Annotated in this window: 22 protein-coding genes and 1 other RNA gene; 13 read left to right on the top strand and 10 right to left on the bottom strand. The window is 73.6% G+C overall.

Annotated features, from left to right (window positions below; genetic code table 11):
- Both KME80_RS42375 and KME80_RS42380 read left to right on the top strand, forming a co-directional pair.
- A partial coding sequence (locus KME80_RS42375) for an acyl-CoA dehydrogenase family protein (protein WP_281427454.1) occupies nucleotides 1-505 on the top strand: 505 nt, incomplete at its 5' end.
- Nucleotides 505-1,968, top strand: coding sequence for an AMP-binding protein (locus KME80_RS42380; protein WP_219517160.1), 1,464 nt, complete (start codon nucleotides 505-507; stop codon nucleotides 1,966-1,968). The genes KME80_RS42375 and KME80_RS42380, both read left to right, overlap by 1 nt.
- On the opposite strand, the gene KME80_RS42385 is transcribed toward KME80_RS42380, so the two are convergent.
- The 6 genes from KME80_RS42385 to KME80_RS42410 all read right to left on the bottom strand — a co-directional run bounded on the left by KME80_RS42385 (nucleotide 1,940) and on the right by KME80_RS42410 (nucleotide 8,967).
- Complete coding sequence (locus KME80_RS42385; protein ID WP_219517161.1) at nucleotides 1,940-3,067, bottom strand: C45 family autoproteolytic acyltransferase/hydrolase; 1,128 nt, start codon at nucleotides 3,065-3,067, stop codon at nucleotides 1,940-1,942. The two genes, KME80_RS42380 and KME80_RS42385, sit on opposite strands and share 29 nt — an antisense overlap.
- 34 nt (nucleotides 3,068-3,101) lie before the next feature.
- On the bottom strand, nucleotides 3,102-4,064 hold the full coding sequence (locus KME80_RS42390) for a helix-turn-helix transcriptional regulator (RefSeq protein ID WP_219517163.1): 963 nt from the start codon (nucleotides 4,062-4,064) through the stop codon (nucleotides 3,102-3,104).
- Nucleotides 4,065-4,106: 42 nt separating this feature from the next.
- Complete coding sequence (locus KME80_RS42395) at nucleotides 4,107-5,540, bottom strand: Nramp family divalent metal transporter (protein WP_219517165.1); 1,434 nt, start codon at nucleotides 5,538-5,540, stop codon at nucleotides 4,107-4,109.
- A 57-nt stretch (nucleotides 5,541-5,597) separates the two neighbouring features.
- Nucleotides 5,598-6,308: a GNAT family N-acetyltransferase gene (locus KME80_RS42400; RefSeq protein WP_246646676.1), complete on the bottom strand. Its 711-nt coding sequence runs from the start codon at nucleotides 6,306-6,308 to the stop codon at nucleotides 5,598-5,600.
- A gap of 125 nt (nucleotides 6,309-6,433) precedes the next feature.
- Entirely contained in the window at nucleotides 6,434-7,462 is a 1,029-nt protein-coding gene (locus KME80_RS42405; protein WP_219517167.1) for a dipeptidase, read from the bottom strand.
- A 74-nt stretch (nucleotides 7,463-7,536) separates the two neighbouring features.
- On the bottom strand, nucleotides 7,537-8,967 hold the full coding sequence (locus KME80_RS42410; RefSeq protein WP_219517170.1) for a flavin-containing monooxygenase: 1,431 nt from the start codon (nucleotides 8,965-8,967) through the stop codon (nucleotides 7,537-7,539).
- A gap of 112 nt (nucleotides 8,968-9,079) precedes the next feature.
- On the opposite strand from KME80_RS42410, the gene KME80_RS42415 reads away from it, so the two are divergent.
- The 8 genes from KME80_RS42415 (at nucleotide 9,080) to KME80_RS42450 (ending at nucleotide 14,416) form a co-directional block, all read left to right on the top strand.
- On the top strand, nucleotides 9,080-9,880 hold the full coding sequence (locus KME80_RS42415) for a Nif3-like dinuclear metal center hexameric protein (protein WP_219517172.1): 801 nt from the start codon (nucleotides 9,080-9,082) through the stop codon (nucleotides 9,878-9,880).
- A gap of 2 nt (nucleotides 9,881-9,882) precedes the next feature.
- Nucleotides 9,883-10,623 (top strand): zinc ribbon domain-containing protein, encoded by a 741-nt coding sequence (locus KME80_RS42420; protein WP_219517174.1) that lies wholly within the window; start codon nucleotides 9,883-9,885, stop codon nucleotides 10,621-10,623.
- Nucleotides 10,620-11,822, top strand: a complete 1,203-nt coding sequence (locus tag KME80_RS42425; RefSeq protein WP_219517175.1) for a bifunctional RNase H/acid phosphatase — start codon at nucleotides 10,620-10,622, stop codon at nucleotides 11,820-11,822. Before KME80_RS42420 ends, KME80_RS42425 begins: the two co-directional genes overlap by 4 nt.
- A 148-nt stretch (nucleotides 11,823-11,970) precedes the next feature.
- Nucleotides 11,971-12,375: RNase P RNA component class A (gene rnpB, locus KME80_RS42430), an RNA gene on the top strand.
- 42 nt (nucleotides 12,376-12,417) lie between these two features.
- Entirely contained in the window at nucleotides 12,418-12,861 is a 444-nt protein-coding gene (locus tag KME80_RS42435; RefSeq protein ID WP_219517177.1) for a MarR family winged helix-turn-helix transcriptional regulator, read from the top strand.
- A 148-nt stretch (nucleotides 12,862-13,009) separates the two neighbouring features.
- A complete protein-coding gene (locus tag KME80_RS42440; RefSeq protein WP_219517179.1) occupies nucleotides 13,010-13,486 on the top strand; it encodes a hypothetical protein in 477 nt (158 codons plus the stop codon).
- Nucleotides 13,487-13,488: 2 nt separating this feature from the next.
- A complete protein-coding gene (locus tag KME80_RS42445; protein WP_308126156.1) occupies nucleotides 13,489-13,752 on the top strand; it encodes a hypothetical protein in 264 nt (87 codons plus the stop codon).
- A 1-nt stretch (nucleotide 13,753) separates the two neighbouring features.
- Entirely contained in the window at nucleotides 13,754-14,416 is a 663-nt protein-coding gene (locus KME80_RS42450) for an HD domain-containing protein (RefSeq protein WP_308126157.1), read from the top strand.
- Nucleotides 14,417-14,418: 2 nt separating this feature from the next.
- Here the strand turns inward: KME80_RS42450 and KME80_RS42455 are convergent, their stop codons facing one another.
- Nucleotides 14,419-15,033, bottom strand: coding sequence for a TetR/AcrR family transcriptional regulator (locus KME80_RS42455; protein WP_246646674.1), 615 nt, complete (start codon nucleotides 15,031-15,033; stop codon nucleotides 14,419-14,421).
- Between the two features lie 55 nt (nucleotides 15,034-15,088).
- Between KME80_RS42455 and KME80_RS42460 the strand changes: the two genes are divergently transcribed.
- Nucleotides 15,089-15,706: a maleylpyruvate isomerase family mycothiol-dependent enzyme gene (locus KME80_RS42460; protein WP_219517181.1), complete on the top strand. Its 618-nt coding sequence runs from the start codon at nucleotides 15,089-15,091 to the stop codon at nucleotides 15,704-15,706.
- A gap of 79 nt (nucleotides 15,707-15,785) precedes the next feature.
- Nucleotides 15,786-16,448, top strand: a complete 663-nt coding sequence (locus tag KME80_RS42465; protein ID WP_219517182.1) for a hypothetical protein — start codon at nucleotides 15,786-15,788, stop codon at nucleotides 16,446-16,448.
- A gap of 10 nt (nucleotides 16,449-16,458) precedes the next feature.
- Here KME80_RS42465 and KME80_RS42470 read toward each other — a convergent pair whose 3' ends face one another.
- From KME80_RS42470 to KME80_RS42480, 3 genes are all read right to left on the bottom strand, one after another.
- Nucleotides 16,459-18,636, bottom strand: a complete 2,178-nt coding sequence (locus KME80_RS42470) for a SulP family inorganic anion transporter (RefSeq protein ID WP_246646675.1) — start codon at nucleotides 18,634-18,636, stop codon at nucleotides 16,459-16,461.
- Nucleotides 18,637-18,950: 314 nt separating this feature from the next.
- Complete coding sequence (locus KME80_RS42475) at nucleotides 18,951-20,477, bottom strand: hypothetical protein (protein WP_219517184.1); 1,527 nt, start codon at nucleotides 20,475-20,477, stop codon at nucleotides 18,951-18,953.
- A gap of 183 nt (nucleotides 20,478-20,660) precedes the next feature.
- Nucleotides 20,661-21,230 carry a YbhB/YbcL family Raf kinase inhibitor-like protein gene (locus KME80_RS42480; RefSeq protein WP_219517185.1) on the bottom strand — a complete coding sequence of 190 codons (570 nt, stop codon included), beginning with the start codon at nucleotides 21,228-21,230 and terminating at the stop codon, nucleotides 20,661-20,663.
- A gap of 93 nt (nucleotides 21,231-21,323) precedes the next feature.
- Here KME80_RS42480 and KME80_RS42485 point away from each other — a divergent pair.
- Nucleotides 21,324-24,768, top strand: a 3,445-nt coding sequence (locus KME80_RS42485) for an AfsR/SARP family transcriptional regulator (protein ID WP_219517186.1), incomplete at its 3' end; no start/stop codon positions are given.

The following is a 24,768-nucleotide window of genomic DNA, read 5'->3' on the forward strand; positions in this document are numbered from 1 at the left end:
GCGCGGCCAGGCCCGCGTCGAGCTCACGGCGGCCGCCGCCCGGGTGCTCGGCCCCCTCCCGGACGCCGCCGGCGTCGCCGACCGGCTGGCCGTCGCGCTGGCCGCCGAGCAGCTCGGCGTGATGCGCGCCGCGCTCGACGCCATCGTCGCCTACGCCAAGGCGCGGGTCGCCTTCGGCCGCTACATCGGCTCCTACCAGGGCGTCAAGCACAAGCTCGCCGACATGCACGGCAAGCTGGAGCAGGCCGAGTCGATCGTCCGCTACGCCGCCTGGGCCGCCGACGAGTCGCCCGGCGAGCTGCCGGAGGCCGCCGCGCTCGCCCAGGCGTACGTGGGCCGCGCCTGCTTCGAGGTGGCCCGCGACCACCTGCTGCTGCACGGCGGCATCGGCTACACCTGGGAGCACGACGCGCACCTGTACTACAAGCGCGCCAAGACGGACGAGGTGCTGCTGGGGCCGCCGCGCGAGCACCGGGCCAGGCTCGCCCGCCTGCTGGAGCTGTGATGGACGTCAGCGCCCTGCCCGGCTTCTACGCCATCGCCCAGGCCGACCCCGGCCGGCTCGCCGTCATCGGCCCCGACGGCGCCCGCACCACCTACGGGGAGCTGCTCGCCCTGGTCAACCAGGTGTCCCACGGGCTGCGCGAGCGCGGCCTCGGCGGCGGCGACGTGGTGGCGGGCGTGCTGCCCAACGGCCTGGACGCCGTCGTCATGCTGATGGCGACCGGGCAGATCGGCCTCTACTACGTGCCGGTCAACTGGCATCTGACCGAGGCGGAGATCGCGTACATCGTCGGGGACTGCGACGCCAGGCTGGTCGTGACGGCGGAGGAGGGGACGGCGGGGCTGGCCGCAGGGCAGCCCTCGGGCGCGCCCGGCGAGCGGGCGGCCGGGGCGGTCATGTGGTACACCTCCGGCACCACCGGCTTCCCCAAGGGCGTGCAGCGCCCCCTGCCCGGCGCCGAGCCCGAGGCCGTCGTGCCGCTCTACACGTGGTTCCTCGGCGAGGTCGTCGACCTGCGGCCGGGCGACGGCGTCCACCTGGTGACCTCGCCGATGTACCACTCCGCGCCGTGCGCCCACACGCAGTTCGCGCTGCACCTCGGGCACACGGTGGTGATCGCGCCGAAGTTCGGGCCGGAGACCGTGCTGGAGCTGATCGGGCGGCACCGGGTGACGAACGCGATGATGGTGCCCACGATGTTCCACCGGATGCTGCAACTGCCGCAGGAGGTCCGCGACCGCTACGACGTGTCCAGCCTCCAGCAGGTCATCCACACCGCCGCCGCCTGCCCCGTCGCGGTCAAGCAGCAGATCATGGACTGGTGGGGGCCGGTGCTCTACGAGTACTACGGCTCCACCGAGTCGGCGATCGCCTTCGCCGTCAAGCCGCACGACTGGCTGGCCAGGCCCGGCACCGTCGGCAGGCCCGCGCCCACGTTCGAGGCGCGCGTCCTCGACGACGACGGGAACGAGCTGCCGCCCGGCGAGCCCGGGCTCGTCTACGTCAAGTCGAGCCTCGGCTCGTTCGAGTACCGCAAGGACCCGGCCAAGACCGCCGCCAGCATGCGCGGCGACTGGTACACCCCGGGCGACATCGGCTACCTGGACAAGGACGGCTTCCTCTTCCTGTGCGACCGGCGGACCGACCTCATCGTGTCGGGCGGGGTCAACATCTACCCGGCCGAGATCGAGGCCGCGCTGCTGGAGCATCCGGCGGTGGCCGACGTGGCCGTCATCGGCGTCCCCGACGAGGAGTGGGGCCACAACGTGGTCGCCCTCGTCGAGCCCGCCGAAGGGGTCACGCCGGGCCCCGGGCTCACCGCCGAGCTGCTGGAGCACTGCGGCCCGCGCATCGCCAGGTTCAAGCACCCGAAGGTGATCGCCTACCGCGACAGCCTGCCGCGCACGCCCACGGGCAAGCTGTCACGCTCGAAGGTCAGGCAGTCCTACCTGGACGGGGAGTGAACACCAGCTCCTCACTGTAGCCGGCCTCGTCGCCCAGGTAGAAGCGGGTCGACAGGGTGCGGTCGTGCGTGTCGAACACGGTGGTCCAGATCGTGCGCCAGGGCCCCTCCGTGCCCGCAGGCACGGCCACCGAGGCCAGGCTCGCGCGCAGGTCGTCCGGCGACATGAGCACGCCCTTGCTCCGCTCGTACAGCGTGCGCAGCCTGCCGTACGTGCCGAAGCTCGCCTCGCCGTCCTGCGGCAGGTTCATCGGGTCGGGGTTGCGGTGCAGCAGGTGGTTGGTGACGCACAGCGGCCCGTCGCCGACCTCGATGACGTGCTCGGTGCCGTCCCGGCCGCGCTCCCACACGAACGCGCCGCCGCGCGCGTCGGCGACCAGGTAGTGCAGCGGGGCGCCGTGGTCGTAGTGCTTGGCGCCGAGCAGCGCCTGCTTGGCCTGCTCGACGTTCTCGCAGGTGTCGACGAGGAACCGGGGGAGCTGCACGCTGCCGAGCCCGACCTGCGGGTCGGCCGTCTCCGGCGGCGTCGTGTGCTCGATGTCGGCGATGAGCAGCATCACCGCCAGCCCGGCCTCGTTGATGCCGTCCATGCAGCCGTCCAGCTCGTTCATCGTGATCACGGTCGAGGCCAGGCCCTCGTCCGGCACCGTGGTGATCACGTACGGGCGCGAGGCGATCGGCAGCTCGCCTGGTGTGCTGTCCCGGCCCATGAACTCGCTGGTCGTCAGCGTGAAGAAGTCGTAGTTGCGGCCCGCCCTGCCGTGCCCGTCGGGGGCCGCCGACGGCGGGCACCACAGCGCCGAGCAGCCCGACCCGCCCGGGATCACGCTCAGGCCGTCCAGCGCCAGCTCGTCCTGCTCGGGGTCGAGGCCGAGCGCCTGCGCCGCGCCGTCCATGCGGGCGTGATGCTGCGGCCAGTGCCGCTCGAACCAGGTGCGGCGGGCCCGGCTCACCACCGGGTCGATCCGCTGCGGCTGCCAGCCGAGCCGCCGCGCCTCCTCGGTGAGCCGCCTGCCGATCTCCTCCTGGGAACCGCCGACGGTCAGGTGGTGCACGGTCTGGAAGTCGCCCCTGCCGCCCGCGATCTGCGTGATTGTCATGACCTCACGATGCGCGCGGGGGCTGACCGCCGTCCTACCGCCCGCTGACCGCGCGCCGGTAGCGCTCTGACAGCTCCCGTACGACCTCCGCCAGCTCCGGGGGGTCGAGCACCTCGAAGTCCAGGCCGAGGAAGCCCACCCAGACGGCCATCCCCGTCAGGTCGTCGCCGCCCAGCCGGAGCAGGCAAGAGGCGTCGTCGACCGGCTCCACGTCCAGCCCGGCGGTCGCGCCCAGCTCCCGCACCCGCTCGGCGGGGGCGTGCACCAGCACCGTGCCCCGGTGGCGCCACATCGCCGTGCTGACGGCCCGTTCCACGAACGCGGCCACGTCGCCGTCCTCCGGCAGCTCGCGCGGCGTGAACCGGGGCCCGCCCGGCGTGCGCGGCGTGAGCCGGTCCACCCGGTAGGTCCGCCAGCCGTCGCGGCCCACGTCGTAGCCGAGCAGGTACCAGCGGCCCCGGCGGTGCACCAGCCGGTACGGCTCCGCGTCGCGCTCGCTCTCGGCGCCGTCGTGCCCGGTGTAGCCGAAGCGGAGCCGTTCGCGGTCGCGGGCCGCGTTCGCGATCGTGGTCAGCACGCCGGGCGGCACCGACGGGGCGGCGCCGGGGATCTGCACGGTGTAGGAGTTCAGCGCGCTGACCCGGTGCCGCAGCCGCGACGGCAGCACCTGCTCCAGCTTGGCCAGCGCCCGCACCGACGACTCCTCGATGCCCTCGACGCCGCCGCCCGCCGCCCGGCCGAGCCCGACGGCCACGGCCACCGCCTCCTCGTCGTCGAGCAGCAGCGGGGGCAGCGCGGCGCCCGCGCCGAGCCGGTAGCCGCCGGACACGCCCGGGGTGGCGTGCACCGGGTAGCCGAGCGTGCGCAGCCGCTCCACGTCGTTGCGGATGGTCCTGGTGGAGACCCCGAGCCGCCGTGACAGCTCGGGGCCGGTCCACTCCCTGTGCGCCTGGAGCAGCGACAGCAGCTTGAGCAGGCGGGCCGAGGTTTCCAGCATGCCGACCAGTCTGCCGCCGATGGCGGAAGGATCGCTTCCGCGTCAGCCGCCGAACAGCTTGCGTCCCTGCTCGATCAGCGTCAGCACGGTCAGCCCGCCGAAGAAGGCCACCGACCAGACCAGCGCGCCGAGCCGGTAGGAGCGCACCTTGATGGCGTCGGGCAGCGCGCCCCGGTTCAGCACGATGAGCAGGATCGAGTAGACGAACATCATCACGGCCGCGACGCTGCCCGACACCACCAGCAGGATGAGCGGCTGGTCGAAGCCCAGGAGCAGGATCGCGGCGCCGGCCAGCGCCATCGCCCACACGACGTAGAAGTAGACGCGGTTCACCGACACGGCCCGCTCGCGCAGGTAGACGGTCTTGATCGTGTCGGAGGCCAGCCGCGAGGTGTAGTCGACGATGCCCATCGCCGAGGCGAACAGCGCCAGCGCGCCGATCAGCCAGAACAGCACGCCGAACCAGGGCCCGACGACCTCCTGCAGCACCTGGCCCTCGATCCGCAGGAAGTCGATGCTGTTGGCCAGCCCCTCCCGGCCGAACACCGTCGAGTAGGCCAGCATCGACATGAACGCGATCGTCAGGAACGACACCAGCGCGAACGTGGCGCCCTGCTCCACGTTGGCGAAGCGCCACCACTGCCGCCAGCGCTCCAGGTTCGCCTTCGTCGGCGCGAACTGGTAGCCGGTGGACGAGGCCGCCTCCTCCTGCCCGGTGACCGGGCTGACCAGGCGGGGCACGTACGCGCCCATGCCGAAGCCCTTGTCGCGGATCCAGTTGCTCTGGCACAGGTTCTGGCCGCCGCCCGCGCCGGCGTAGGCGATGGCGCCCATCACCAGCGCGAACCCCAGGTCGTCGGCGGGGAACCCGGCGTTCACCGTCAGGCCGCGGCCGAGCTCGACCCAGCTCTCGGCGTTGATCGCGAACAGGATCGCGACGACGATCAGCGTGACGACCAGGGCGATCTTCACGAAGATCACCCGCTCCAGCGCGGTGTAGATCACCGGCGCGAGCGTCAGCCCGAGCGCGATCACCGCCAGCATGCCGACCGCGATCCAGCGCACGCTCTCCGCGCCGGTGCCGGTCAGGTACGTCACCATTGTCGCCGACGTGGTGACCCAGCCGGGCCACAGGTTCGCGCAGAGCGTCATGAGCACGAACACCAGGCCCCAGTGCCGCCACATCCGGCTGAACCCGGTGAGCGCCGTCTCGCCGGTGGCCAGCGTGTAGCGCTCGATCTCCATGTTGAGGAACCACTGCGTGATGATGCCGATCGCCGCCCCCCACAGGAAGATCAGGCCGACCTGGGAGGCGATGTACGGCCAGAGGATGAACTCGCCGGAGGCCAGCCCGACCCCGGCGCCGACCAGTCCGGGGCCGATGACGCGCCAGGTCGAGCGGGGCGGTTCGGGAAGGTCGCGGACGGTGACGGGAGGCAGGACCCGCGTGGGCACGGTGGGGGTGAAGTCCGTCATGCGGAGCTCCTTGCTGCAGTCCTGATCGCCGCGCTTTACGCGGCTTTCGACAGCTTGTTACCCCCGCTCGACCACGTAATCCCCGTCGTCGGTGAACCCGGTGACGCGGGCGCCCCCGGCGAGCAGCCCGCCGAGCACCCGGCGCGTCGCCAGCCGCCACTCCCGGGCCGCGCCCGGGTCGGCGCGGCGCAGCGTCTCCACGTCGTCCGGCGTGGCCACCAGCACCACCGGCCCGTCCGCGTCGGTGACGACCGGCCGCTCGCCCACCGCGTCCAGCAGCCGCGCCGCCCCGGGCGCGGCCCGGCCGCCGCCCGGCGGCCCGGTCAGGTGCCACACCGCCAGCAGCCGGTCGGAGTCGTCGCCCTCGTTGATCGCGTCGGCCATCGCGCCGTAGAAGCTCTCCAGGTACGCCTCGGGCCGCGCGCCCAGCTTGGCCAGGTTGAACCGGGCGTTCCTGCGCACCAGCGGATCGAACGTCCAGGTGATGCGGTCCAGCCCGCGCCGCAGGCACCAGGCGCGCTGGTGCAGCTTGAGCGCGTAGCCGACGCCGCGCCCGACCAGCGCGCCGGTGACGTGCGAGTGCAGGGCGCGGCCGGCCGCCAGGAAACCGACCGACGCGCCCACGAGCACGTCGTCCTCGTAGGCGCCCGCCACGTAGCCGCCCGCGTGCGCGAAGGCGATCATCAGCTCCAGCGGCACCGGAACGTTGCCCGGGTCGGGATGCCAGATGTCGTCGAACAGCCGCAGCGCCTGCCGGAACTCGGCCATCGCGTGCAGCTCGCGGATCGCCACCCCGCTCCGCGCGGCGGCCCCGGCCGCCAGGTCCTCGCCGGTCAGGTCGGTCACACCCTCACTGGTCACACCCTGGTCGTACCCGTGCTCGCGCCCGCCTGTCACACGAGCAGCTCGGCGAAGAGCCGGTGCACGTTGCCGCCGAGGATCTTCAGCACGTCCTTCTCCGGCACGCCGCGCCCGAGCAGGCCCTCGGTGACCATCGGCAGCCCCGACGGCCCCTCCAGACCGGGGATGGCCGCCCGCGTGTCGACGCCCCTGAGCTGCAGGTCCTCGCAGCAGGGCGGGGTCAGGTCGTCCATCACCTCGCGGATGAAGTCGGGGCCCAGGCCGACGTGGTCGATCCCGGCCACCGAGGCGACGTGCTCGATGTGGTCGAGCAGGTGGTCGAGGGTCGCCTCGTGCTCGCGCTCGGTGAGGAACGGCGCGAAGAAGTTCACGCACACCACGCCGCCCGTGGCCGCCACGGCGCGCAGCTGCTCGTCGGTGAGGTTGCGGTGGTGGTCGCGCAGCGCGCGGGCCGAGGAGTGCGTCGCGATGAGCGGCTTGGTGGTCAGCTCCAGCACGTGCGCGACGCCGGAGGCGCCCAGGTGGGAGACGTCGAAGACGACGCCGAGCCGCTCCATCTCGCGCAGCGCCGCCACGCCGTGCGAGGTGAGCCCGCTGCCGGTGGCGTCCTCGCCGCTGCCGTCGGCCAGCGGGGTGCGGCCCCAGTGCGCGATCGAGGCCACCCGCACGCCCAGCCGGCGCACCGTGGAGATCAGCTCCACGCTCGCGTCCAGGCCCGGCATGCTCTCCAGCGCCAGCACGAGGGCGATCAGGCCGGCGTCGAGCGCGGCGTCGATCTCCGCCGCGTCACGGCAGAGCCGGACGTGCTCCGGGTTGCCCTCGGCGATCACGTGGGCGCACTCGATCATGCGCAGCGTCTGGCGCAGCGCGCCCTCCGGCCGGTACTGGTCGTCGATGAAGACGGGCAGCACCTGGAGGTTCACGCCGCCCGCGACGAGCTGCGGCAGCCAGCGCTCGCGGAAGAAGTCCGCCCACCGCTCCGGCGGGCGCGCCGAGACGGCCATGAGCAGGTCGTTGTGGGTGTCCGCGACGAGCGCGCGCTGATGCAGGGAGGTCGTCATGCGAGGGACGCTACCGCCCCGGCCATGCCGGTGCCATGTGGCATCGTACGGAAATCGCGGCGCGCGTTGGACGCTCACACCTGCCGGTAGGCCGGGCGCGGCGGCCGGGCCGTCAGGCGGCGGTAGAGCGGTGCCGGACCCGGCCAGTTGTTGGTGACGCGGCCCTCGGCGTTCTTGTACCAGCTCCGGCAGCCATCACTCCACACCATGCGGGCCATCGCCGCGTCGAGCTGGGCGCGCCAGGCCGCCATCGCCTCCGGCCGCACCTCCAGCCGCCGCCCGCCCGACAGGTGCGGCAGGCACGCCATGACGTGCGCCACCTGGCATTCGAGCATGAACACGATCGAGTTGTGCCCCAGGTTCGTGTGGGGCCCGTACAGCAGGAACAGGTTCGGGAAGTGCGGCACCGAGATGCCCAGGTACGCCTCCGGGCCGCCGGCCCACTGCTCGGCCAGGTCGCGCCCGGCCCGGCCCGTCACCCGGATCGGCGCCAGGAACTCGGTGGCGCGGAAACCGGTCGCGTAGACGATCGTGTCGGCCTCGTACGCGGTGGTGGCCGTCTCGACGCCCTTGGGCGTGATGCGGGAGATCGGGTCGGTCACCACGTCCACGCCGGCGCGGCACAGCGCCGGGTAGAACGCGCTGTCGATGATCACCCGCTTGCAGCCGGGCGGGTGATCGGGCGTGAGCTTGGCGCGCAGCTCCGGGTCGGGCACCTGGTCACGTAGATGGCCCAGGGCCCGCTTGCGCAGCAGGTCGCGGCTCCAGCCGCCGGCGAGCGCGGGGTAGAGTGCGGCCTCGGCGTAGCGGAAGATCCACTCCCGGTAGGCGCGCTGGAGCCCCGGCACGAACCGGAACGCCAGCCTGGCCGCCGTGCCGAACTCGGCGTCGGGCTTGGGGATCACCCAGTTGGGCGTGCGCTGGAACACGGTCAGCCGCTCGGCGCGCTCGGCCACCCGGGGGATGAGCTGCGCCGCCGACGAGCCGCTGCCGATCACCGCGACCCGCCTGCCGGTCAGGTCGTGGCCGTGGTCCCAGCGGGCGGAGTGGAAGGCGGCGCCCTCGAAGTCGTCCATGCCGGGGATCTCGGGCAGCCGGGGGCGGTTGAGCTGGCCGACGCTCATCACGACGACGTCGAACGCCTCGCTCTCGCCGCCGGCGGTGACCTGCCAGCGGGAGCCGTCGAAGGCGGCGTCGGTGACCTCGGCGTTGAACCTGATTTTCCGCCTGACGTCGTACTTGTCGGCGCAGTGTTCTAAGTAGGCCAGGATCTCGGGCTGTTCCGGGTATCTGCGGGTCCAGCTCGCGTACTTCTCGAACGAGTACGAGTACAGGTGCGACGGGATGTCGCAGCCCGCCCCCGGATAGCTGTTGTCGCGCCACGTGCCGCCGAGCGCGCCCGCCTTCTCGAACACCGTGTAGGAGCCGATCCCGGCCTTCTCCAGCCGGATCGCCATGCACAGCCCGCCGAACCCCGCCCCGATGATCGCGACCTTCGGTGTCATGCGCCCTCCGCCCGAGTCAGGATCCACTTACATTACGCCCGAAGGGATGCCGCGCCCAGCCCCGCGCTCCTCGTCCGGCCGTAGATCCCGATAGTCTTCCCAGGTGGCTGCTGTGACGCTGACTGACGTGATCGACGTGCTCGAGGCGGCCTACCCGCCCGCCCGGGCCGAGTCCTGGGACGCCGTGGGCCTGGTCTGCGGCGATCCCGCCCAGCCGGTGGGGCGGGTGCTGTTCGCGGTCGACCCGGTCGCCGCCGTCGCCGACGAGGCGCTGGAGTGGGGCGCCGACCTGATCGTCACCCACCACCCCCTCTATCTGCGCGGCACCACCAGCGTCGCCGCGACCACCCCCAAGGGCCGGCTGATCCACACCCTGATCAAGCACGACATCGCCCTCTACACCGCCCATACCAACGCCGACGTGGCCAACCCGGGCGTCTCCGACGCGCTGGCCCGCGCCGTTGGCCTCACCGGCGGCCTGACGCCGCTGCGGCCGCTGCCCGACGACCCCGCGTGCGGGCTCGGCCGCGTCGGCGACCTGCCGGAGGAGACCACGCTCGGCGACTTCGCCGCCCGCGCCGCCGCCGGGCTGCCCGCCACCTCGTGGGGCATCCGCGTCGCCGGCGACGTGAGCCGCCCCGTCTCGCGGGTCGCCGTCAGCGGGGGAGCGGGCGACTCGCTGCTGGCCGACGCGCGCGCCGCCGGGGCGGACGTGTTCCTCACCGCCGACCTCCGCCACCACCCCGCCAGCGAGTTCATGGAGGCGGGCGGGCCCGCGCTGATCGACGCCGCCCACTGGGCCACCGAATGGCCGTGGCTCGACGGCGCCGCGTCCATCCTGGCCGCCGGTGGCGTTAACGTTGAGACGCGCGTCTCCGCCGCGGTCACCGATGCTTGGACACGAGGATATTGATCATGAAAGCAGCCCCCGAGGCCCAGAAGAGACTTCTCGATCTGGCCGCGCTCGACTCCCAGCTCGACCGGCTGGCCCACCGCCGCCGCACCCTGCCGGAGCTGGCCGAGATCGACGAGCGGTCCAAGCGGTTCGCCAAGCTCGCCACCGAGGTGATCGAGGCCGAGACCGAGGCGGGCGACCTGGCGCGCGAGCAGGCCAAGGCCGAGAGCGACGTCGACACCGTCCGCGCCCGCGCCGACCGCGACCAGAAGCGCCTCGACTCCGGCGCCGTCACCTCCCCGCGCGACCTGGCGAGCCTGCAGTCGGAGATCGCCTCGCTGCAGCGCCGCCAGAGCGACCTGGAGGAGGTCGTGCTGGAGATCATGGAGCGCCGCGAGGCCGCCGACGCCCGCGTCCGCGACCTGGTGGCCCAGCGTGACGAGGTGGCCGCCGGCCTGACCGCCGCCGAGGCCGGCCGCGACGCCGCGCTCGGCGACATCGGCAAGGAGACCGACGAGGTGCAGGGCCGCCGCGACGCCCTCTCCGGCGAGATCCCCGCCGACCTGCTGGCCCTCTACGACAAGCTCAAGGCCCAGTACGGCGTCGGCGCCGCCATGCTGCACGGCGGCCGCTGCCAGGGGTGCAAGGTGGCGCTGTCCATCGCCGAGATGAACCGCATCAAGTCCGCCCCGCACGACGAGGTGCTGCGCTGCGACGAGTGCCGCCGGATCCTCGTCCGCACCCCAGAGTCGGGCCTGTGACCTCCTACCTCATCGAGGCCGACGGCGGCTCGCGCGGCAACCCGGGCCCCGCCGGTTACGGCGCCGTCGTCAAGGACGCCGCCGACGGCCAGGTGCTGGCCGAGGCGGCCGAGGCGATCGGCGTCACGACCAACAACGTGGCCGAGTACCGGGGCCTCATCGCCGGCCTGCGGACCGTGCTGTCGCTGGCCGGCGACGGGGCGCGGGTAGCGGTCCGGATGGACTCCAAGCTCGTCATCGAGCAGATGGCCGGCCGCTGGAAGATCAAGAACGAGGGCCTGCGCCCGCTGGCGCTCGAGGCGGGCAAGCTGGCCCGGCGGCTGCGGATCACCGAGTGGACGTGGATCCCGCGCGCCCACAACGCCCACGCCGACCGGCTGGCCAACGAGGCCATGGACGCCGCCGCCAAGGGCCTGGCCTGGTCCGCGGGCGGCTCCACCGCGGGCGCCACGGCCCCACCGGCGACCGGCGACCACCGCCCGCCGCTGGTGGAGCAGACCGACCTGCTCGACCTGTCCGCCCCCGCCGCCTCCGTGGCCGCCCAGGAGAGCACGCCGGGCACCGGCTGGGCCCCGCCCACCCGCGTGGCCACCTCCCTGCTCCTGCTCCGGCACGGCGAGACCCCGCTGTCGGTGGAGCGCCGCTTCTCCGGCCTCGGCGACGCCGAGCTCACGCCCAACGGCCACGCCCAGGCCGAGGCGGCCGCCGCCCGGCTCTCCCGCGACCCGTACCGGCTCGACGCCGTCGTGAGCTCCCCGCTCACTCGCGCCCGCCAGACGGCCGAGGCCGTGGCCGGGCGCACCGGCCTGAGCGTCGAGGTGGACGACGACCTGCGGGAGGTCGACTTCGGCGCCTGGGAGGGGCTGACGTTCACCGAGGTGGGGCGCCGCTGGCCGGACGAGCTCACCGCCTGGCTCGCCGACCCCGCCACCCCGCCGCCCGGCGGCGAGAGCTTCACCGCCGTGGCCGACCGCGTCGAGCGCGCCCAGCGGCGGCTCATGGAGACCTACGAGGGCCGTACCGTCCTGGTGGTCTCCCACGTGACGCCGATCAAGACCCTGCTGCGCCTGGCCCTCACGGCGCCCCCCGCGGCCCTCTACCGCATGCACCTGGACGTGGCCTGCCTGTCGCTCATCGAGCACTACCTCGACGGCCAGGCCGTGGTGAAGTCGTTCAACGACACGTCCCACCTGCGCTGACCGGTTCCGGTCGTGCCGGGCGCCGCCAGAACACCCGGCACGACCACCGGTGCCTCCGCCCCCCTCAGGCGGTGACGGGTCCCATCCCATCGCCTCGATCTTGCTATTTGCTTGCGGTTGGCTTGTAGCTGATAGCCTCACCCACAGACGAGCCGGCCGGGCGGCCGCGTCGGGCCCGCACGGGCCCGCCGAGGAAGGTCCGGGCTCCACAGGGCAGGGTGGTCGGTAACGCCGACCCGGGGTGACCCGCGGGACAGTGCCACAGAAAGCAAACCGCCTCCCGGTTTTCCGGGCGGTAAGGGTGAAACGGTGGTGTAAGAGACCACCAGCGCCCACGGTGACGTGGGCGGCTCGGTAAACCCCACCTGGAGCAAGGTCAAGAAGGGTCGCTCTCCGGAGCGGCCCGCGCGCGCCGTTCGAGGGCTGCCCGCCCGAGGCGCGCGGGTAGACCGCTTGAGGCCGCCGGCAACGGCGGCCCTAGATGGATGGTCGCCCCTCCGTCCCCGGTCACGGGGCCGGAGGACAGAACCCGGCCTACAGGCCGGCTCGTCTCCCGCCGTCCGGTGTCGCGGGCGGGGTGCGGGAGACTGGACGGGTGAGCACCGAGAACGACTCCCGCCCCGCGACTCCCGTGACCAGCACCTCCATCGTGGTGCTCACCCTGGCGCGGCGGATCGAGACCGAGCTCAACGCCGCCCTCGCGCCGCTCGACCTCACCGTCAGCAGGCTCGGGCTGCTCGGCCACATCTCCGCCATGCCCGGGGTGTCGTTCAGCGACCTGGCCCGGATGTCCGGCATCACCGTCCAGAGCGTCCACGGGGCGGTCAAGGCGCTGGCCGGGGCCGGGCTGGTGCGCGACACGACGGCCCGCGCCGGGTCCGCCTCCGCCATCGAGCTCACCGCCGACGGCGCCCGCCTGCTGCGGGCGGCGCGGGCGGCGGTGCAGGAGGTCGACGAGCGGATGTTCGGGCCCGCGGCCGACCCGATCCAGCGGCAGGTGGGCGACGCCGTACGCGCCGCGTTCTCCGGCCTGGCCTGACCTCCGGCGCCTCCGCCGGCAGCACTGTCCCTCCGCCATTCCGGCCCCTCCTTCAGGGCCTCCCCTCCACCACTCCGGGCCCTCCTTCAGGGACCCTGAAGGTTGTCTGCTAAGTTTCAGGCAACCTGAAGGTCCCTGAGGAGAACTCATGGAAGATTTCCTGCTGTCCGTGCACGTGCTGGCCGCCATCGTGTTCATCGGCGGCTCGGCGGTCGCCACCAGCCTGTTCCCCCGCTACGTGCCGGTCGCCGTGCCCGTGGCGGTGGGCGCGGGCTCGCCGGCGCCGCCGCCGGAGGATCGCAGCCGTGCCGTGGCCGTCGCGCTGCACCGCATCACCCGCGGCTACAGCCTCCTGGGCCTCGTGGTGCCCGCCGCCGGGCTGGTGCTCGCCTTCGCCCAGGGACGCAGCGGCGAGATCTGGATCACGCTCTCGATGATCCTCACCGCCGCCGCGGGCATCCTGCTGGCCCTGCAGATCTACCCCCGCCAGCGCGACGCGCTCGCCACTCCCGGCGACCGCGACCGGCTGCGCCCGCTGTCCATGCTCGCCGACGTCTACAACCTGCTGTGGGCCGCCGTCGTCGTCATGATGATCGTGCGCCCCGGCGCCGGCGGAGGTGCGTGACCGTGCTGCTCGCGCTCCGGATCGCCGCCGCCGTCGAGGCCGTCAGCCTGGTGGTTCTCCTCACCAACGTCTTCACCGTGCACCACGACGCGATCACGTCGCTCGGCGGCCCGCTGCACGGCTCGGCCTACCTCACCGTCCTGGTGACCACCATCCTGTCGCCCGCCGTGGCCTCGACCGCCACCCGCTGGCGCGCCGCGGTCCCCGGCATCGGCGGCCTGCTCGTGCTCCGGCACATCCGGCGCACCGACCCCCAAGGAGGCTGACGTGCTCGACACGTACGGGAACCTGACCTTCCCCTGGACCGGGCTGACGCTGAACGCCGTCCGCTTCGCCCGAGACCTGGTGGCGCGCCCGATCTTCAACCACTGCATGCGCGCCTACCTCTACGGGCGCTTCCTCGGCGAGCAGCAGGGGCTGCGGCCCGGCCAGGACTACGACGACGAGCTGCTGCTGCTCGGCTGCGTGCTGCACGACGCCGGGCTGAGCGAGCGCGGCGACGGCGACCAGCGCTTCGACCTCGACGGCGCCGACCTGGCCGCCGGGTTCCTCGCCGAGCAGGGCGTCGCGCCGGAGCGGGTCGAGGTCGTCTGGGACGCGATCGCCCTGCACCTGCACCCGCAGCTCGCCGCGCGCAAGCGGCCGGAGATCGCGCTGGTCTCTGCCGGGTCCGGGTACGATCTCGGGCCCGACGGGCCGGCCCTGCCGCCGGGCTACGCCGACCGGATCCACGCCGTGCTGCCCCGGCTGCACGCTGCGGCAGTGCTCCACGACGCGATCGTGGGCCAGGCGGCCGCCAAGCCGCAGAAGGCGCCGCCGTACACCATGCCCGGCGAGCTCGTCCGCCAGGCGACCGGGCAGCGCTGGCCCACCTGGCGGGAGCTGATGGAGGCCGGCGGCTGGGGCGACTACGACGGCTACGAGGGCTGAGCTCACGGCGGGCCCAGGACCTCCGGGGTGAGCAGGGCGCGGGCGGCGGCGGCGAAGTACGGCTCCGGGGCCGTGTCGGCCAGGCCGAGCACGACGCCCTGGCTCAGACCCGTCAGCAGCCCCCTCAGCGCCGTCTTCAGGCGCCGCGCCTGCCGCTCGGTGATCCGGGCGCCGTCGTGCGTCCTGCCGGCCAGCAGCGCCACCAGGCGCTCCTCCTGGAGGCGTACGGCCTCGGCGAGCTTGGGGCGCAGGGCGGGCTCGCGCAGCCCGAGATCCTGGAGGCTGAGCTCGAACGAGAGCCGCTGCCGCGCCTCGGGGTCGTCGCACAGGCGGCGGTGGTGGCGGGCGAAGGCGTCGACCGTCCCGGCGAGATCCAGGTCGGGCGGGAAGGCGCGGGCCAGGTCCTCGTACTCGGGGTCGAGGTAGTCGGTGGCCAGCGCGACCAGCAGGCCGTTCTTGCTGCCGAACAGCGAGTAGACGGCCCCGGTGGTGAGCCCGGCCTGCTCGGCGATCTCCTCCAGCTTGGCGCGGTGGCCGTCCCTGGCGACGATCCGGCGCGCGGCGTCGAGCAGGGCGCGCCGGTTGCGCTCCTTCGTCTCCGCCCTTGTCATTCTCATAATCCAATTATTACAGTAATCTCGTTAGGAGTCGACAACCAGGGGGAACGGACCTATGGACATCAGGGCGGCCATCGCGGCCGAACGCCGGGAGCTGGCGGACATGCTGGACGGCCTCTCGCCCGGACAGTGGGACGAGCCCACGCTGTGCGCCGGATGGCGGGTGCGCGAGGTCGCGGCCCACATGTCGCTCGGCTTCCGCTACCCGCTGCCCAGGATGGCGCTGGAGCTCGTCAAGGCCGGAGGCAACCTGAACCGGATGACCGACCGGTGCGCCCGCAAGGACGCCGCCGCCCTGTCCACCGCACAGCTCGCGGCGGCGCTCAGGGACAACGCGCACCACCCGTGGAAGCCGCCCGTCGGCGGCGTGGCCGCGGCGCTCGGGCACGACGTGGTCCACGGCCTCGACATCACCGTCGCCCTCGGCCTGGAACGCGCCGTCCCCGAGGAGCGCCTGCGCGTGCTCCTCGGCCAGGTCACCCCCAGGACCACCAGGTTCTTCGGCGCCGACCTGGCCGGCGTCGAGCTGCGCGCCACCGACCTCGACTGGTCCTTCGGCGCCGGCACCCCGCTCAGCGGCGCCGCCCAGGACCTCCTGCTGCTCGCCTACGGCCGCAGGCTCCCCCCGGGCCACCTCCAGGGCCAGGCCCGCGACCGCTACACCGCCGTGTGAACGCTCCGCCGCCCGGGTGAGGGGCGATCCGCCCGCAGGCTGACGACCGCCTGCGCCCGCGCTGCCTAACGTTCGCGGCATGCTCAACGACCAAGTGACCTTCAGGCGCGTCTCGGCGGGCCTGCTGCTGATCGTCGCGCCGCTGCTCCAGGCCGTGGCTGTCGTCGTCGACCCCGGCACGTGGGGCGACGACCGCGAGGCGGTCAGCTTCGGCGACAACCCGGCCCTCGCCCAGACCCAGTCCGTGCTCTACCACTGGAGCTGGATGCTCATGGCCGTGGCCGCGTTCGGGCTGGTCCACCTCACCCGGCGCAAGGCCGTCGCGCTCGGCCACGTCGCGGGCGCGAGCACGGTGATCGGCTACCTGTCGCTGTCCGGGCTGCTGCTCAGCGACCCGGTGGAATGGTGGCTGGGCCAGCGCCACCCGCCAGAGGAGGCGCAGCGCATCCTCGACGAGATGCTCGGCCTGCCGGGCGTCACGTTCGGCTTCCAGCTGCCGTGGATGTTCCTCGGCTTCCTCGGTCTGCCCGTGCTCGTCGCCGCGGTCTGGCGGGCGGGGTTCGTCGGCTGGTGGGCGCCGGCGCTGGTCGCCGCCGGCTACGTGGGCTCCTTCACGGTCTCGTACGGGCCCCTCACCGTGATCTTCTGGACCGTGCCGGTCGTCCCACTCGGCTGGATCGGCGTGCGCATGCTGCGCATGGGCGACGAGGCGTGGGCCGCCTACTACCCGGCCCGCGCGTGAATGACGTGATTCAGCTCTTGACCGTGAGCGACGACGGCGCCGGCGGCAGGATGTGCACCCGCGCCGAGCCGATGTCGAAGTAGAGGCCCACCAGCTTCAGCCGCCCCGCCCTGACCTGCTCGTCCACCTTGCGGTAGGTGCGCAGGTTCTCCAGCTGCTGCTGGACGTTCACCCGGCACAGCACGTCCAGCGCGCCGCCGTCGAGCCGGTCGCCCTCCGTCTCGATGAACCTGGCCAGACTGTGGTTGCCGTGCCGCAGCCAGCGCCGCATCCCCGGCAGGCTGCCCGCCTTCACCCCGCCGCTCAGCAGCCCGGCCATCGCCCCGCAGCCCGAATGCCCGCACACCGTGATGGTGTGCACGCCCAGCACCTGCGTCGCGTACTCGATCGCCGCGCTCACCGAGTCGTCGTTCGGCTCGGCGCCCCGGCGCGGCACCAGGTTGCCGATGTTGCGCACGGTGAACAGGTCGCCGGGGCCGCTCGACGTGATCAGGCTCGGCATGATCCGCGAGTCGGCGCACGTGATGAACAGGTGCGTCGGCTGCTGCTGCTTGCCGGCCAGCTCGCTGAGGATCGGCCGCACCAGCGGCGCCGTACGCCGGTGATATTCCCGCGCCCCCACCGTGAGCTGGCAGTCGGCCGGGTGCAGCGGCAGCATCCGGTGCGGCTTGCGGCGGCCCCGGTGCGACCACGGCAGCCACGACCGGTCCGGCGGGCGCGCCGGCGTCTTGGCCGGGTACATGCGGGCGCCGCTGGCCGCCAGCGTGTACCACTCGTCGTGCAGCTCGTCGATGTCGACGGTGCCGCCCGACCTCTCGTGGTCCAGCCGCCAGGAGTGGATCGCCTCGAACGCCGCGTTGTCCATGAAGTCGATGTTGAGGTCGAGGTCCACCGACGCCCCGGCGGGGATGGCGCGCAGCTCCTGGGTGAGCCTCGGCACCCCGAGGAACGTCAGCGAGCCCGAGATCGTCGCGTGGTGCCGCCCGCCGGCCTCCTGCCGCGTCCTGACCGTCACCCACGTCAGCCGCCGCAGCGCCAGCAGCGCCGCCAGCGCCAGCCCGAACAGCACCCCCTCGGCCAGCCCCAGCACCACCACACCGGCCATCGTCACCATGTAGACCGGGACCTCGCCGTGGCCGTGCACCTTGCGCACGTGCCCCAGGTTGACCATCTGCACGCCGATGAACACCAGCAGCGCCGCCAGCGCCTCCATCGGGATCAGCTGGATCGCCCAGCCGAAGCCCAGCGCGAACAGCAGCACCCACACGCCGTGCAGGATCGTCGACATCCGGCTGCGCGCGCCCGCCTTCACGTTCGTGGTGCTGCGCACGATCACGCCCGCGAGCGGCAGGCCGCCCAGCGCGCCCGCCACCATGTTGGCCACGCCCTGACCGGTCAGCTCCTGGTCCAGGTCGCCGCGCGGGCCCTTGTGCATGCTGTCGACCGCCACCGAGCACAGCAGCGACTCCACCCCGGCCAGCAGCGCCAGAAGCAGCACGGCCGCCACGATCACGTGCCAGTCGCCCTGTGGCAGCACCGGGAACGACCACTCGGTGAACGTGCCGGACAGGTCGATGCGCGTCACGTCCCAGCCGAACGCCCACGCGCTCAGCGAGGCGATCACCAGCGCGGCCAGCGGCGCCGGCACCGCCTTGACCGGCTTCGGCAGCCTGCTCCACACCGCCAGCACGGTGATCATGAGCAGGCCGACCGCGATCTTGTGGCCGTGCAGCTCCGCGAGCTGGCCGGGCAGCTCCACCAGGTTCGCCATCGCCGAATACTGGGGGCTGCCGCCCAGCACGACGTGGAGCTGCGCGAGCGCGATGACCACGCCGACGCCCGCGAGCATGCCGTGGATCACCGCGGGCGACACCGCCAGCGCCGCCCGCGCCGCCCGGAACACCCCCAGCACGAGCTGCACCGCCCCCGCCAGCAAGGTGATCATGCAGGTGGCCCGCCAGCCGTAGGTTTGGACCAGGTCCGCCACCACCAGCGACAGGCCCGCCGCCGGGCCGCTCACCTGCACGGCCGAGCCGCCGAGCGCCCCGGCCACGATCCCCCCGACCACGGCCGCGATCAGCCCGGCGGCGAACGGGGCGCCCGAGGCCATCGCGATCCCCAGCGAAAGGGGCACGGCGACCAGGAACACCACGAGCGAGGCGGGCACGTCGTATCGGAGCGTGGCCATGACGCTACTCTTCGTGACGCGGAACATGCGAAAACCCTAATGCCGCTGGGGCCGCGCGTGAGACGTGCACCCCGGGTTTTACCGAAGGGCCACGAACCCTCGGCCTTCGAGCCCGGGAGGAACCGCTCCCTGACGGGACAGTCCGCCGCTCCCCGACGGACGGTCCTGCCGTCCCCGACGGACGGTCCTGCCGTCCCCGACGGACGGTCCTGCCGTCCCCGACGTACGGTCCGGCCGTCCCTGGCGGGACAGTCCGGCCGGACGCGCGAGATCCCCGCCCTGGGAACCAGGACGGGGATCTCGGCCGCCGGACGTCAGCGGTAGTAGTCGGGGAACTCCTGCTCGGGAGTCGGCCGCGGGCGCGGGGCGGGCCTGCCGCCCGGCTCGGGCGCGCCGTAGCCGGGCCACCCGGCGGCCGGCGCCGGCGGCTCCGGCCACGCGGCCTGACCCGGCTGGGTCATCGCGGGGCTGGTGAAGTCGCCCGTCTCGTACGCGTAGGACTGCCCGGGGACCTGCGCCGGGGGCGGCGCAGACAGCACGTCGTCGTAGGCCGACACCGCGCGGGCGGGCGCCGTCGGGGTGCCGGTGACGGGCGACGGGCCGGTCAGCGCGTCGGAGTCGTCGGCCACCGCCCACCCGGCGCGCACCTCGTAGGAGGCGGGGTAGGCCGGCTGCTGCGGCTCGAAGGCCGGCCAGGAGCCGCTCGGGGTGGAGGCGGGACCCGGGTCGTCGAGGATGTCGGGAGAGGCCGCCCAAGAGCCGGACGTGGTGCCTGGGGAGGAGATGCCGGAGGAGGCGCCGGGAGGGGCGGGCCACGGGGAGTCGAGCGGGCCGGTGGAGCCCTGGGCGGAGCCGCCGTTGTAGGCCGGGAACGGGTCGCTGGTCGGGGCGCCGTGGATGGGGGAGGCGGGCACGGCGGTGAAGGCGCCCGTGGAGGCGGCGCTCGTGGCGGGGAACGAACCGCTTGACGGCGAGGCCGCGGCCGGGAAGGAGCCGCTCGACGGGGAGCCCGCCGCGGGGAAGGAGCCGCTGCCCGGGTAGGAGCCGGTCGGCTCGGGGCGGGCGGGCGGCACCGGCTGGGCGCCGGCGCCGAGGATGGACAGCACGTCGGCCGTCGGCGCCGCGAACGTCATCGTGCGCTGGTCGGCCAGGTCGGCGCTGGAGCGGGCGGGCCGCTGCACCGGCTCGACCAGGTCGGCCAGGCCCGAAGCGGCGGCGGCCGGAGCCGGGGCCTTGGCGGGCCGCTGCGGCAGCGGCGCCTGCACGGTGGCGGCGTTGGGGTCGGCGGCGACGGGCTCGCGCTTGGCCCGGCGCGAAGGACGCTCCGGGCGCCCGGCGGGCCGCTCGGCGGCGGGCCGGTCAGCGGGCCGGTCAGTAGGACGGTCGGCGGCAGCGGGACGCTCGGCAGGACGGTCGGCGGCGGGACGCTCGCGCTCGACCGGCCGGGAGGCGCCCTTGCGCGCCGCGACCGTGCCGCCCGCGCCGAAGCCGCCCTCCTCCGCGTCGCTGCGGATGTTGGCCCAGAACTCCTCGTCCTCGTCGTCGGAGTGCGGGTTGCCCCACTCGTCGACGCCACGCTTGCCACGCTGCCCCGTACGCACCGGTTTGGGCTTCGGCTCGTCGATCGGGCTGAAATCTGGGCTGAACTTGCTCATCCGCGGCTCGTGCGCGGCGAACTCGTCCGTCGACCGCGCGTGCGTCTTCTCCTCCTTCTCGGCCATCTCCTTCAGCCGTTCGGGAGGGAGAGAGCTCTCCCGCCGGTTCATGGAACGCATGCCCAGTGCCACGACGACGAGCACGAGGAGCACGACAGCGACCAAGCTCACGATAACCGCGGTCATTGCACCACCCTCAAAGCCATGGCCTCCCTGTGGCACCGGTGAGATCGCGCGGCCATCGACGCGATCTGCCCCCTTTGATCACCAGCGCCTAACAATTGGATCTGATTCTGGCGGACTACGACGAGCGTTGTCACACCCTAAGTGAAGAATTGGTAACCAGTACTACCGACTGCTTCCGGGCTGTCACTCAATGTCGACCGCCGTGAGCTGTCCGCGGGCAATGGTCTTGTCCGCGATCTCCTTCAAGATCGTGGAAAGCGGAGCGTCCTTCTCGGACTCCACCTTCCCGCTCAGTGTGTAGACACTGAAACGGTAGCTGCCCTTGTCGTCGCACGGGGGCTGATAGCCCGTCTTCCCTCCGGTGACCACCGCCTGACCCGAGCCCTCCGGCGGGCTCTCCGAGGCCCCCGGCCCCAGCTCGGTCGTGGTCGCCGGGATGTTGTAGATCACCCAGTGCACGGCAGGCTCGGCCTGGGTGTGGGAGTCCACCACGATCGCGATCGACTTCGCGTCGGGCAGCGGACGGCTCGACCAGCGCAACGCCGGGCTCCCCGCGGTGCCCTTGCAGGAGTGCTGGCGAGGCAGCGGCTTGCCCTCGCGAAGATCCGGCCCGGAGACGTTGATCCGCGCGATGTCGCTGGCTTCGGACCTTCCGAAGACGGTGGCGCACCCGGACAAAGCGAACGCGCTCGCCACCGCTGTCACCATGACGGCGATGCGTCGCACGCGTCCAGCCCTGTTACGCAGCCCCATGCCGGATGATGCTACGCGCGTCTCGGCGGTGCGCCGACCGTTTCGCCAGGGTCGGTGGCCGGTGGAGGGCCCGAAATCCGCCACAATCGAGGGATGGAGCGGGACACCAGCATCACCTTCGCCGTCCTCGGCCCGCTCGAGGTCCGGCGAGACGGCGAGCTCGTCGACATCGCGGGACGGCGCCTGTGCACCCTCCTTGGCCTGCTCGTTCTCGACGCCGGCCGGACCGTTCCAGTCGAACGCCTCGTCGCCGGGATCTGGGACGACCGCGAACCCGCCGCCGTCGCCAACGCCCTCCAGGCGCTCGTCTCCAGGCTCCGCACGGCGCTCGGAAAAAACTGGGCACGCCAGCTCGTGGTGGCCGATCCGTCCGGGTATCGGCTGATCGCGAATCCCGATCAGGTGGACGCGCGACGCTTCACCGTCCTCGCCGGGCAAGGGCACGCCGCCCTCGCCGCCGACGACCCCCGCACCGCCGCCGCCCTCCTGCGCGAAGCCCTCGCCCTGTGGCGCGGCCCCGTCCTCGCCGGCCTCCCCGGCTGCGCCGCCGGCCCCGCCGCCCACCTGGAAAGCCGCCGCCTGTCGGCCGTCGAGGACCGTATCGAGGCCGACCTGCTCCTCGGCCGGCCCGCCGGCCTGCTCGACGAACTCGCCGGCCTCCTCGCCGCCCACCCCCTCCGCGAGCGCCTGCACGCCCAGCGCATGCGCGCCCTCCACGCCGCGGGCCGCCGCGTCGAGGCCCTGGCCGCGTACGAGGAAGCCCGCCGCACCTTCCGCGACGAACTCGGCGCCGACCCCTCGCCCGCCCTCACCTCCCTCCACCTCACCCTCCTCCGCGACACCCACCCCACCCCGGAAACCACGCACACCCGGGGGAGCATCCCGGACCTCCCGGAAGAGCCCCCCGCCCCGGAAGCCCGCCACCCCGAGAGCCTCCAAACGAAAGCCGCCCGTCCCCCCGGCACCGAGCCGGCCCCTCCAGCCCTGAGCCCCTCCAGCCCCACTCTCCGCCCACACCCCTCCGGCGAGGGCGCGCACCCTGCGGAGGAGGCGGCTGCTCACAGTGGTGCGCCCCGCCCAGGAGGCGCAGCCCGTGCGGAGGGGGTGTGGGCGGGGGAGGGCGGATCGGCCCGGGTCGGCGGGGTGGGGGCGTTCGAGTACGAGGGGGGCAAGCGGGGGAACGTGCGGGCGCGGTTGACGAGCTTCGTGGGCCGGGAGCGGGATCTCGCCTACACCGCCGGGCTGGTGGGCGGGCATCGGCTGGTGACGCTGATCGGTCCAGGCGGGGCGGGGAAGACGCGGCTGGCCACGGAGGTGGCCGGGAGCGTGGGGCCGCCCGACGGGGTGTGGCTGGCCGAGCTCGCGCCCGTACAGGACGAGGCGGGCGTGGTGCAGAGCGTCACGAGCGCGCTGGACGTGCGTGACGCGTTGCCGCAGGCGGCCGGGCTGGGCGTGACGGAGCCGCTGGACCGGCTGGTGGCGGCGCTGCGCGGCAAGCGGCTGCTGATCGTGCTGGACAACTGCGAGCACGTGGTGGAGCAGGCGGCCCGGGTGGCGGACCGGGTGCTGGCCGACTGCCCGGGGGTGCGGATCCTGGCGACGAGCCGGGAGCCGCTGGGCATCACCGGCGAGGTCACCTGGACGCTGCCGCCGCTGGGCCTGCCGCCGGCGGGGACGGGCGCGGACGAGGCCGGCGCGTACCCCGCCGTGCGGCTGTTCGCCGAACGGGCCGCCGCCGTGCGGCCCGGGTACGAGGTGGGCGCGGACACCGAGGCGGTCGTGGCGATCTGCCGGGCGCTGGACGGGATGCCGCTCGCGATCGAGCTGGCCGCCGCCCGGCTGCGGTCGATGTCCGCCTCGGAGATCGCCTCCCGGCTGGGCGGCGTGGGCCAGTTCCGGCTGCTCAGCAGCGGCAGCCGGACGGCCCAGCCGCGCCACCAGACGCTGCGGGCGGTGGTGGAGTGGAGCTGGAACCTGCTGGACGAGCAGGAGCGGGCGCTGGGGCGGAGGCTGTCGGTGTTCGCCGGGGGCGCCGGGCTGGCGACGATCGAGCGGCTGTACGGGGACGTGCTGGAGCCGCTCACCCGGCTGGTGGACAAGTCGCTCGTGGTGTTCGACGGCGGACGCTATCGGATGCTGGAGACGATCCGCGCGTACGCCCACGAACGCCTCGCCGAGTCGGGCGAGCTGGAGGACGTGCGCCGCAGGCACGCCCATCACTTCACGGAGCTGGCCGAGGCCGCCGAGCCGGGCCTGCGGACCGGCGCGCAGCTCGACCGGCTGGCCGAGCTGACGGCGGAGCACGAGAACCTGACGGCCGCCCTGCGCTGGGCGACCGCCACCGCCACCGACAGCGCCGGCGCCGCCGCGTCCGGCGGGGGAGCGGCGGCGGTGGCGTTGCGGCTGGTCGGGGCGCTGGGCTGGTACTGGTGGCTGCGCGGCCACCGGCTGGAGGGCGCGCTCAGGGCGCGCGAGGTGCTGGAGGCCACGCCCGGCGCGCCGGGACCGGCGCGGGCCCTGGGCCTGGCCGTGTACGTGCTGAACGGGCTCGGCACGATGCTGTCGTGGGAGGAGGCGGGCGAGGCCCAGGCGGAGATCGGCAGGCTCAAGGGCCCGCCGCCGCACCACCCGCTGGTGGCGATGGTGGGGCCGATGTTCGTGATGTTCGGCGCCACCCAGCCGGAGGCCGAGCAGCTCATGGCGGAGATGGCCCGCCACCCGGACCCGTGGGTGGTGGCCGCGGGGCAGCTGTGCGGCGGGCTGGCCCACTACGCGGCCGGGCGCATCGAGGAGGGCGAGCGCGACTACCTGGCGGCGCTCGACGGCTTCCGCGCGGCCGGTGACCGCTGGGGCGCCGGCACCGCCCTGGCCGGCATGTCGGACGTCCTCCTGCTGCGCGGCGAGAGCACCCGGGGCATCGCCGTCATGCGGGAGGCGCTGCGGGTGATGGACGAGCTGGGCGCCCAGGACGACACCGCGTACATGCGGGCCAGGCTGGCGCTCGGGCTCAACCAGCTGGGCCACCGGGCGGAGGCGGAGGAGATGCTGCGCGAGGTCGTCCGGCTGGTCACGGAGAACGGCGACCAGGTGGGCGAGGCGGGCGTGGTGGGCGCGTGGGGCGAGTTCGCCCGCCAGGACGGCGACCTGGCCACCGCCCGCGAGCTCTTCGCGCGGTCCGCGGAGATCATGGAGCGGGCGCGCGGGGTGCCGCTCCAGATGGTCTCGGCGGTCAACGCCTCCCGCGGCCTGCTGTCCGTACAGGAAGGCGATCTTCCCGAGGCGCGGCGGCTGGTGGCGCTCGGGCTGGAGCAGGCGGCGCAGTCGGGCGACGCGCAGCTCATCGGCATCGCGGTCATCGCCTGCGCCGCCGTCGCGCTCGCGGCCGGGCGGGCCGAGGACGCCGCCGCGCTGCTGGGCGGGGCCGAGGCGGTCAAGGGCATCGCCGCCGTCGTGGACTTCGACCATGTACGGATCACCGGCGACACCGAAGCCGCGCTCGGGGCGGCGGAGTTCGGCCGCCACCTCGCGCGCGGCCGCC

The organism is Nonomuraea ceibae (assembly GCF_019396325.1).
GTDB classification, from domain to species: domain Bacteria; phylum Actinomycetota; class Actinomycetes; order Streptosporangiales; family Streptosporangiaceae; genus Nonomuraea; species Nonomuraea ceibae.